Source organism: Microcystis sp. M169S2, assembly GCF_020245865.1.
GTDB classification, from domain to species: domain Bacteria; phylum Cyanobacteriota; class Cyanobacteriia; order Cyanobacteriales; family Microcystaceae; genus Microcystis; species Microcystis ichthyoblabe_A.
In genome coordinates this window covers 17,435-27,047 of record NZ_JADBUB010000156.1, presented here as the reverse complement: position 1 = coordinate 27,047, position 9,613 = coordinate 17,435, and the positions used below count along the sequence as shown (strand labels likewise).

Genomic DNA, 9,613 nt, shown 5'->3' with positions numbered 1-9,613 from the left:
CCTTAGTGCAAGTAACAACCGGTGCAATAGCTGGAACTTACCTCGTTATTAATGATAGCACGGCTGGCTTCCAATCCAGCAATGATTTATTAATAAATATCACCGGATTTACTGGCACTTTACCAGCTTTAGGGAACATTCCAGTGGGTAATTTCTTTGTTTAAGTGTCTAAGCTCTCCTTCTGTGATTCGGTTAGCATAATGATTAAAAATGAACCCAACAACCGCCAATTATGATGAACCCCGGAAAGAAGCATTAACCTAGAAAACGGGTTTCTTGAAGAAACCCGTTTTCTGGATAAGACAAACAACGTTAGTGGTGAATAAATAAGTCTGGATTTTGATTCATTACTTTTTAGGTTCTGGGGGTTGCTGTTTGGAAGCTGCCGCGATCGCTTGATTTAAACGAGTTAATTCCTCCTTAAACTTCGGTTCTTGGGGATAGTTTTTGACTAATTTTTCTAGGATATTTTTGGCTCCAGAAACGTCTTGAGTTTGTAATCTTGTTCCATAAAGAACTAGCATAACTTCTAGATTGTTGGGATATTTTTGATATAACTTTTCTAAAGGTTCTCTAGCTCCGATAAAATCTTTTAACTGTAGGCGAGCTTGGGCCAGTCCTTGCAAAGCAGTGGGATTATCTGGTTCACGTTCGAGAATTTTCTCGTAACCTTTGACCATTTCTTGTAATTTTTCGGGGGGAATAGTTGCCTCTTGCCCGGGTTGATTGCCTTGGTTAGAATTAGAATTATTATTTTTCAGTAAACCCAAAGTTGGCACCACCATTAAAGCCAGAAATACTAAACCAGAGGAAACAATTAAGACTCGTTTGAGCGTATCGTTATTTTTTTTTGGCATACTTTTTAACAATTAGAGATAAGCAATTTTGTAGGGTGCGTGTTTGCGGCGATAACCTTGGAATGAAAAACCAAAATTAGTAATCCGCACCCCACGCACCAGATAAGATTAATCAGTAGTAACTTGATGAAATTCCTGACCCCAAAGATTATAAGCCCAAATGCCCAAGCCAAAACTACCTAAGCAGAGGATGGTGATCATCAGGAAAACTTGCCACCTATTGTAACCCGCTTCCTGAAGTTCTAGACGGCCGAGGATAGTAGCAGCTAACAGGATTAACACTCGGCTAAATACCGCCCACTTGTGGAAGATAAAGACTACCGCCAAAGACCAGCCGAGAATTGATAATACAGCGCTAATATCGTTTTTAAACCAACTGCGGAAAAATAGCGGCATTAAGTCACTAAACAGAGTTAATCCGAGGGCAATTGAGAGGATAACCCCTACCGCTAGGATATAGATGATGATTTCTAGCCATTCGCTAGTGAGAGTCCAATTCATCTCATCACCGCGGGCAAGTAACCAATCACTCCATGATAAACGCTCATGGGCGATCGACCAGCCAAACACCCCATAGACCGATGGAATCAGAAAAGTAAGTAGTATAATACGCCAAAACATAATCAGTTATCAGTTATCAGTTATCAGTGAGTAGTATGTATTAAGTAAGCAGTATTAAATGGCAGTTTCCTACTGTCTTTTCACTGTTTACTGATCACTGATCACTGAAAAAAGTCAAGCCTGAACTCTGAAAGAGACGAAATTGCCCCTTTTCAGACTTCAGACCCGTGGAGTTGTCCCGATCGCTTAGGACATATACTGGATGATAAAGTCGAAGTAGGGGGCTGCTTCCACCGCATCCTCTTGAGTCAAAAGACCTAAAGCGGCCTCTTTGAGACAACGAATCGCTTCCACCATGCCGGGGACGGGAACATTAAGAGAGTTATACATCTCTTTGACCCCGATCAGACCTGTTTGTTCGATCGGTGCTTTATCTCCGGCTAATACCCCATAGGTAACTAGACGCAGATACCAACCATAATCGCGCAAGCATTGATTATATTGACGCTGACCGTAGGCATTACCTCCCGGAGCTCTATAATCGGGACGTTTCTTGAACAGTTGTTTTTGAGCCTGATCGACGATTTTTTTCTCATTTTCAGCGAGAGTCTCGGCAATGCGAATTCTCTGCTCACCGGTTTTTAAAAATTGCCCGATACCCTGTAGTTCACCACTACTAGGATAACGAAGTTCGTCGTCGGCTTTGAGGATGACTTGGCTAACTACGCTCATAATATCAAGGTAAATTCTGATAACATTCTGTAGTTTATCTCAGGTCGGGGTCTGGAAGTCGAGTCATCCCTGCTGGTTAGGCAATTCCTAAAAATTGTAATATTTCGTTATGAGTTTCCCCGACAGCCCGGTTACTGTATAGAATGAATGTATTAGTGGTCAGGAGCGAGGAGATGGCAATTGAGATGTCACCGCACACTGATTAACTTGAACCCGATAAGTGGTAATTAATATGGAATTTTTAGCACCCTTGCTGTTGGTAGCGGGCATTCTGGGATTAAATGGCTTTAAAATCGATCGAGAATACCAGCGTGGTGTTATCTTTCGCCTAGGTCGTTATCAAGACACCAAAGGCCCCGGACTGTACTGGATCATTCCCCTAGTTGACCAAAAAATGCAGCTGGATATTCGCACTAAAACCGTCGATATCGCCCCGCAAGAAACTGTCACCGCCGATAATGTCACAATTAAGGTTAATGCGGTTCTCTACTATCGTATTATCGACCCTAGCAAAGCGATTAATAAAGTCGAATCCTACCCCGCGGCCGTTTATCAAGCGGCCATGACCACTTTAAGAAATGTAGTCGGTCAAAATCATCTCGATGATGTCTTGCAAAAACGGGACAAAATTAATCACGCGGTCCAACAAATTGTCGATGAAATTAGCGAACCCTGGGGCATTGATATCGAACGGGTGGAGATAAAAGATGTGGAAATTCCCACTGGTATGCAGCGAGCTATGGCCAAGGAAGCGGAAGCATTGCGAGAAAAACGGGCCCGTTTGATTAAAGCTGCCGCAGAACAGGAAGCCTCCTTAAAATTAGCGGAAGCTTCCCGATTAATCATGGAAAATCCCGCCGCTTTGGAATTACGCCGCCTACAAATGTTAACGGAAATTGGAGCGGAAAATAACACCAGTACCGTGATTATGCTTCCCTCTGATATCTTAAATCTCGCTCAAAAATTAACCGAAAAACTATCACAAAATGGCTCAATTGTCAATAGCCAAAAAGGTTAATTTTCTCTGGTGTGTTAGGTTGGTTTAAGTAAGTGGTTATAATTAAATTGAAGATAGATTTTGTCTTTGATCCCCCCTGCCCCCCTTGATAAGGGGGGTGCCGATAGGCGGGGGGATCCCCCCTTAATCCCCCCTTAATAAGGGGGGTAGCTGACAATTTTTAACACCTATCTAACACACCTAAAATTGCTGATTAACGCATGGTGACAAATTCCTCGGCAGCACTGGGATGAATGCCGACAGTGGCATCAAAATCAGCTTTTGTCGCGCCCATTTTTACGGCAATGGCTACTCCTTGAATAATTTCGGCGGCGTGATCTCCCACCATGTGCGCTCCGAGGATTTTACCACTTTCCTGATGGACAACTAATTTCATCAAAGTTTTGTCCTCTCGGGCCGGTAAAACATTGTAACCGGGGCGGAATTTAGACCGATAAACTTTAATTACCGTGTCACCATATTGTTTTTTTGCTTGCAATTCTGTTAATCCCACCGTCGCCGCTTCAGGAGTAGAAAATACTGCCGAAGGAACGTTTTCATAACTCATTAACCGGGGTTTATTACCAAAGACTGTATCGGCAAAAGCTCGCCCCTGATTAATGGCGACGGGAGTTAAATTAATTTTATCAGTACAATCGCCCACGGCATAGATATTGTCTTCGCTGGTTTGGCTATACTCGTTGACAACAATTGCCCCGTTTTTTACCTCAACATTGACATTCTCTAAGCCCAATTTTTCCAGCTTAGGGATTCTTCCAGTAGCGGCTAATCCTAGGGCATCAACAAATAAGATTTCTGAGATTTCTTTACCCTGAATATGTACTTTTAAACCCTCGGCAGTTTTCTCGATCGAAGTGGGGAAAGTTTGGGGCATAATTTTAATTCCCTGACGGATCATTTCCGCTTGAATCTCATCGCGGATATCCTCATCAAACCCTCTTAAAATCTTGTCTTTACGGATTAACTGCACTACTTCTGTCCCTAATCCGTGCATAATACCGGCAAATTCTACCCCAATATATCCCGCCCCTAAAACTATAATTCTTTTTGGTTGTTCTGGCAGTTGAAACATGGCATCAGAAACTACTGTATGTTCGATCCCCGGTATATCAGGTTTAACGGGATGTCCCCCCACGGCAATTAAAATTTTATCGGCAGTAATTTTCTGATCTCCCACCTCGAGGGTATGGCTATCAAGAAACTTGGCATAACTAGGAAAAATCGTCACTTGAGAATTATCGAGCATCTTTTGATAAATGCCATTTAAACGGATAGTTTCCTGATTAAGCGCGCTAATTAATTTTTGCCAATTTAACTGACTCTCTACCGGACTCCAACCGTAACCTTCCGCATCCTTAAATAGTTGCGGAAAACGACTAGAATAAACCATTAATTTTTTGGGAATACAACCGCGATTAACACAGGTTCCTCCTAAACGATCGTATTCTGCCAATCCCACTTTTGCCCCGTATTCGGCAGCCCGTCTAGCGGTGGCAATACCCCCAGAACCACCACCAATCACGAATAGATCAAAATCATAACTCATAAAAATATCCTCGCAAATAAATAGAAATTTGACGGAATCAAAAAACTTTCAGGGCAAAAAGGAGAGCGAATATCTCGGATCAATCCCTAACCGAATCTATCGAGTAACTAGCACAATATAGTCACTAATGCTGCTAAATTAGAGCCAATTTGACTACTGCCAAGATTTAATTCTATGCTAACACGCCGATCGAAATTATCTTTTCTCTTGGGGACTTGTTCCCTATTTCTCTGGGTAAACCATCCCCTCACCCTCGCAAACCCCATCAGTCAAGACAATTCCCCCCCTTCCCAGTTTATCTGTCCAGCAGACTTAGCCACCAGGATTGATCGCATTTTGGCCCGACCCGATTATCAAGGCGCTTATTGGGGAATTTTAGTAAAATCCCTCAATTCTCAGGAAAATCTTTATAGTCTCCACGAAAATAACTTTTTTACTCCCGCTTCTACTGCGAAATTATTAACCACTGCCGCCGCTTTCAGCAAATTTAACCGCGATTATCGTCTGAAAACCCCCATTTTAGCCCAAGGCAACCCCCCCGATTTAGAAACTTTAACCTTAGTCGGGAGGGGAGATGCCACCATAACCACAGAAAAGTTAGAAAAATTAGCAGAAAAGTTAAAAGCAGGGGGAATTAACTCAATTTCTCGCTTAATTGTCGTTGCTAGTCCTTTTGTCGTCTCCGATAGTCAAAAAACTTGGGAATGGGAAGATGTCTTTTTTGACTATGCTGTACCCGCTTCTAGCTTGGTTTTAAACGAAAATTCCGTCACTTTAAAGCTTTTACCGCGACAATTGGGGCAAAGCTTAGATTTACAATGGTCTGATCCCATTGCCGCTAAACAATGGCTAATTGAGAATCAAACCAGCACGGCAGCGCCAGGAAGCCCGAATACTCTGGCAATTAGGGGCAATTTAGCCAATAATCGCCTGATTATCACTGGTTCTCTGGCTATTGATAGTCAAGATGATTTTAATTTAGCTATTCCCCAACCCTCGGAATATTTCCTCGATCGCTGGCGTAATATCCTTGAAAAAGCGGGAATTACCGTTAAAACCGCCGAAATTAGCTCAGAAATTCTCGGTTATGAGATCACCAATTTAGAATCAGAACCCCTAGCATATTTGGTGGAAAAAGTCAATAAAAATAGCGATAATTTACTAGCCGAAACCCTACTACAAATGCTCGGCGGTGTCTCGGGATTGCAAGAAACTTTAACAAAACTGGGAATTGACAGCGATAGTTATAAAATCGGCGACGGTTCGGGTCTATCACGACAAAACCTGATTAAACCTAAGACTTTAGGGCAAATTTTACAACTAATGGCAGAAAAACCTGATTATCGCCGTTCTTTAGCTATTGGCGGCATTGATGGCACTTTAACCAATAGATTTCGCCAGACTCCCCTAGAAGGACGATTACAGGCAAAAACTGGGACATTAACCGGAGTTGTCGCCCTCGCGGGTTATCTAGCAACCGCCGACAATCAACCCCTAATCTTTAGCATAACCGTCAATAACAGCGATAAACCCGCCAATACTCTCAGAAACGGCATCGATGAGGTGATTTTGCTCCTAGGACAGTTAAAACGCTGTTAATCTTTAGGAGACAGGAGATAGGGATTTGGGGATTTGGGGAGATAGGGAAATTTCAGCTAAATTCCCCACTACCCCAACACCCCAACACCCCAACACCCCAACACCCCAACACCCCAACTAATTCGATCGATCGAGTCAATTAATCACAGAAGACTGTATACTTTTGTAAAAATTGCTTCTAGCTGACCTGTAGATTAATCGAGGGAGTTATTGATATATGTATATAGTTCAGGTTGCCTCCGAGTGCGCCCCAGTGATTAAAGCTGGGGGATTGGGGGATGTGGTCTATGGATTGAGTCGAGAATTAGAAATTCGCGGTCATTGCGTGGAGCTAATCCTACCCATGTATGATTGTATGCGCTACGACCAAATTTGGGGCTTACACGAGGCTTATCGGGACTTGTGGGTGCCTTGGTACGGTGGGGCAATTCACTGTAACGTTTTTTGTGGTTGGGTACACGGGCGCTTGTGTTTCTTTATTCAACCCAATTCGGGGGATAATTTCTTTAATCGCGGCACTTACTACGGCTGTAAAGACGATAATATGCGTTTTGCCTTCTTCTCTAAAGCCGCTTTAGAATTTTTGCTCAGAAGTAATAAACGTCCCGATATAATTCATTGTCACGACTGGCAAACCGGTTTAATTCCGCCCTTACTTTTTGAAATTTATAAATATCATGGTATGGGCAATCAGCGCGTTCTTTACACCATCCATAACTTTAAGCACCAAGGATTTGGAGGTGCAGAAATTCTCTGGGCAACAGGATTAAATAACGATCCTTACTACTTCAGCTATGCCCGACTACGCGATAACTTCAATCCTTTTGTGATTAATTTTATGAAAGGTGGCATCGTTTTTGCCAACTATTTCAATACCGTCTCACCCCACCATGCTTGGGAAGCACACCACACCGATGTTAGTTACGGTTTAGGTCATACAATTCACCAGCATCAACACAAATTTACTGGCATTCTCAACGGTTTAGATTACAATATCTGGAACCCGGAAGTAGATAAATTTATTCCTGCACCCTACGGTATTGATACCTTCTCCGAGAAGGCAGGCAATAAGAAGGCACTGCGAGAAAGACTCTGGTTAAGAGATGAACCAGAAAAACCCTTAATTTGTTATGTCGGTCGTTTAGATGACCAAAAAGGCGTACATTTAGTTCACCATGCCATGTATTATGCCTTAGCTCGCGGGGCGCAATTTGTCCTCTTAGGTTCCGCCACCGAATCGTTAATTAATAACTGGTTCTGGCATGAGAAAAATCACCTAAATAATAACCCTGATGTTCATATTGAATTGGGCTTTAATGAGGAATTATCTCACCTCATTTATGCGGGGGCTGATATGATTGTGGTTCCCAGTAATTTTGAACCCTGCGGACTGACACAAGTAATCAGCTTAAAATACGGAACCGTTCCCATCGTCCGGGGAGTTGGTGGTTTAGTTAATACGGTTTTTGATCGCGATTATGATACCTATCACAAACCCGAAGAACGCAATGGTTTTGTCTTTTTTGATCCCGATAATAATGCCCTCGAATCAGCCATGTCCCGAGCATTAGAATTGTGGTACACTCAACCAGAAGAATTCCAAAAATTAGCGATTCAAGGCATGGAATGCGATTACTCTTGGAATGGCCCAGGCGAAGAATACGTTGCCCTCTATGAAATGATTCGCCACAAATAAGCTGTCTTGTCTCTAGCAATTCCCTGGCAATTGTCAACAGAAATTCGAGGAATAGATTTGTTGAAATTACTGGGGAATTGCTTTAGTTTTGACCGATTCCTGACTCTTAACCCCATCAACAAACTTTTTCATCAAACCCTACTTAGTAGAGCAGAAATGTTAACTTTGCTTGGTATTCTTGGGTGAGGGGATGACTAACCCCCAAAATCTGAAATATAGCTAACATGGCTTTTCTTGCCCCATCCTGACGATATTTTCTACTTTCTTCCACCAGACTGATCAGTTTATCTAAAGCAGCGGCATAATCTTCTTTTAAAGCGAAATTAATCCCAGTAAAAAATATCAGATCGAGGGGATTATTTTCTGGTTTTAATTGTTGAAATTCTAGGAGAGTTTTCCAACCTTTTATAACAGGATTTTCCTCTTTAATAGCACTAATTAATCGATAGGCATCTGACCATTTTTCTAGACGCATGAGAAATTTGACCGCCATAATAATTAATCGCGGTTCGTTGGGATATTTAGGGAAAAGACGATCAAATAATTGTTTAGCTGCGGGCAAATTATCGAGGGCAATCGCTTCTTGTATTTCTGCTAATCCTGTTTCTAATTCCGATTGTAAATCGAGACGGGAAAATAAGTCTCTAATTTGTTCTTCTGGCAAAGCACCGACAAAACAGGGTAACACTTCTCCCTTGCTGACAATTCGCACATCGGGAACTCCTTCCACATCGTATTGTTCGGCTAATTCGGGATTTTTATCTATATCTATTTTGGCTAGGATAAAATTATATTCACTTGCCAGTTTTTCCAGCATCGGTTTTACCAATTTACAGGGTCCACACCAGACAGCATAAAAGTCTAAAATAACTGTATTTAGATAAGATTTCTCGATCACTTCACTGTCAAAATTTGTCCCATCTACCTCGATAGAATATCCCATCTATTTCTCCTCTAATAACTTATTTTTCAGCTAGTTTTGTCTCACTTACCTCTTTTACCCAAAGGGCTAATCCTCCCCCTCGTCCCCGGGCTGCTATCATTGTTTCTGTGATCAGAAAATAGGCAAAAAATGCCTGTTTTTTGATGCTTTCCTGATAAAAATTCGCTTCGCTTACCTGGCCATTTCTAATAAAACCAGAATAGAGAGAGCGATTAAATAGGGTTAGGTTGAGCCGGGTAAAATCAAAGGCAAGAAGACGGGTTTTAGGAAAAAACTTAACCGGACCGCTTACAGATAGTTTTACTGCCCCTAAAAATATCTGATTGCTGACGGTTCCAGAGACAAATTCTCCCAGTTCTAAGCTCTCATTTCTTTGGTAAGAGATGGTAATTTTTAACCAGGATGGGAGATAGCGCCCCTTACCCAAAACAATTCCCGCTCTCTTTTTCGCTTTTTGAGTTCCTGTGATAAAGTATAATCGCCAAGTACCGACTAAAGCCTCAAAAGTCAGATTTTCTTTAGTTTTTTTAGTGTTTTTTTCTTTGGTTAAGAGAAATTCTAGCAATTGAGAGACAGGGGGGCGATTATTGTCCTCAAGTATTAGGGGTGAGTCGAGATTTATAACCATGATTTGAGACAGTGCCAAGATATTTTAGCTGAA

The 9,613-nt window shown here is 42.0% G+C and carries 10 protein-coding genes; 4 read left to right on the top strand and 6 right to left on the bottom strand.

The window, feature by feature from the left end:
• The coding region (locus tag IM485_RS15860; RefSeq protein WP_502882189.1) for a bluetail domain-containing putative surface protein at positions 1–164 on the top strand (164 nt) is incomplete at its 5' end.
• Between the two features lie 183 nt (positions 165–347).
• Here the strand turns inward: IM485_RS15860 and IM485_RS15855 are convergent.
• The 3 genes from IM485_RS15855 to IM485_RS15845 all read right to left on the bottom strand — a co-directional run bounded on the left by IM485_RS15855 (position 348) and on the right by IM485_RS15845 (position 2,150).
• Positions 348–857 (bottom strand): tetratricopeptide repeat protein, encoded by a 510-nt coding sequence (locus IM485_RS15855; protein WP_287744271.1) that lies wholly within the window; start codon positions 855–857, stop codon positions 348–350.
• A 108-nt stretch (positions 858–965) separates the two neighbouring features.
• On the bottom strand, positions 966–1,478 hold the full coding sequence (locus tag IM485_RS15850) for a hypothetical protein (protein WP_287744269.1): 513 nt from the start codon (positions 1,476–1,478) through the stop codon (positions 966–968).
• Between the two features lie 186 nt (positions 1,479–1,664).
• Positions 1,665–2,150, bottom strand: a complete 486-nt coding sequence (locus IM485_RS15845) for an allophycocyanin subunit alpha-B (RefSeq protein WP_052278103.1) — start codon at positions 2,148–2,150, stop codon at positions 1,665–1,667.
• Positions 2,151–2,382: 232 nt separating this feature from the next.
• Here IM485_RS15845 and IM485_RS15840 point away from each other — a divergent pair, with 232 nt between their 5' ends.
• On the top strand, positions 2,383–3,168 hold the full coding sequence (locus IM485_RS15840; RefSeq protein WP_287744267.1) for a slipin family protein: 786 nt from the start codon (positions 2,383–2,385) through the stop codon (positions 3,166–3,168).
• Positions 3,169–3,361: 193 nt separating this feature from the next.
• Here the strand turns inward: IM485_RS15840 and gorA are convergent, their stop codons facing one another.
• The gene (gorA, locus tag IM485_RS15835) at positions 3,362–4,714 is read right to left on the bottom strand and encodes a glutathione-disulfide reductase (protein ID WP_287744265.1); all 1,353 of its coding nucleotides are present in this window, start codon (positions 4,712–4,714) and stop codon (positions 3,362–3,364) included.
• 174 nt (positions 4,715–4,888) lie between these two features.
• Here gorA and dacB point away from each other — a divergent pair, with 174 nt between their 5' ends.
• Together dacB and glgA are read left to right on the top strand one after the other, a co-directional pair.
• Positions 4,889–6,313 carry a D-alanyl-D-alanine carboxypeptidase/D-alanyl-D-alanine endopeptidase gene (gene dacB / locus IM485_RS15830; RefSeq protein ID WP_287744263.1) on the top strand — a complete coding sequence of 475 codons (1,425 nt, stop codon included), beginning with the start codon at positions 4,889–4,891 and terminating at the stop codon, positions 6,311–6,313.
• A gap of 217 nt (positions 6,314–6,530) precedes the next feature.
• Positions 6,531–8,009, top strand: coding sequence for a glycogen synthase GlgA (glgA, locus tag IM485_RS15825; protein ID WP_149975366.1), 1,479 nt, complete (start codon positions 6,531–6,533; stop codon positions 8,007–8,009).
• A gap of 142 nt (positions 8,010–8,151) precedes the next feature.
• Here glgA and IM485_RS15820 read toward each other — a convergent pair whose 3' ends face one another.
• Both IM485_RS15820 and IM485_RS15815 read right to left on the bottom strand, forming a co-directional pair.
• The gene (locus tag IM485_RS15820; RefSeq protein WP_287744258.1) at positions 8,152–8,952 is read right to left on the bottom strand and encodes a tetratricopeptide repeat protein; all 801 of its coding nucleotides are present in this window, start codon (positions 8,950–8,952) and stop codon (positions 8,152–8,154) included.
• Between the two features lie 19 nt (positions 8,953–8,971).
• Positions 8,972–9,580, bottom strand: coding sequence for a hypothetical protein (locus tag IM485_RS15815; RefSeq protein ID WP_287744256.1), 609 nt, complete (start codon positions 9,578–9,580; stop codon positions 8,972–8,974).
• Positions 9,581–9,613: the final 33 nt, after the last annotated feature.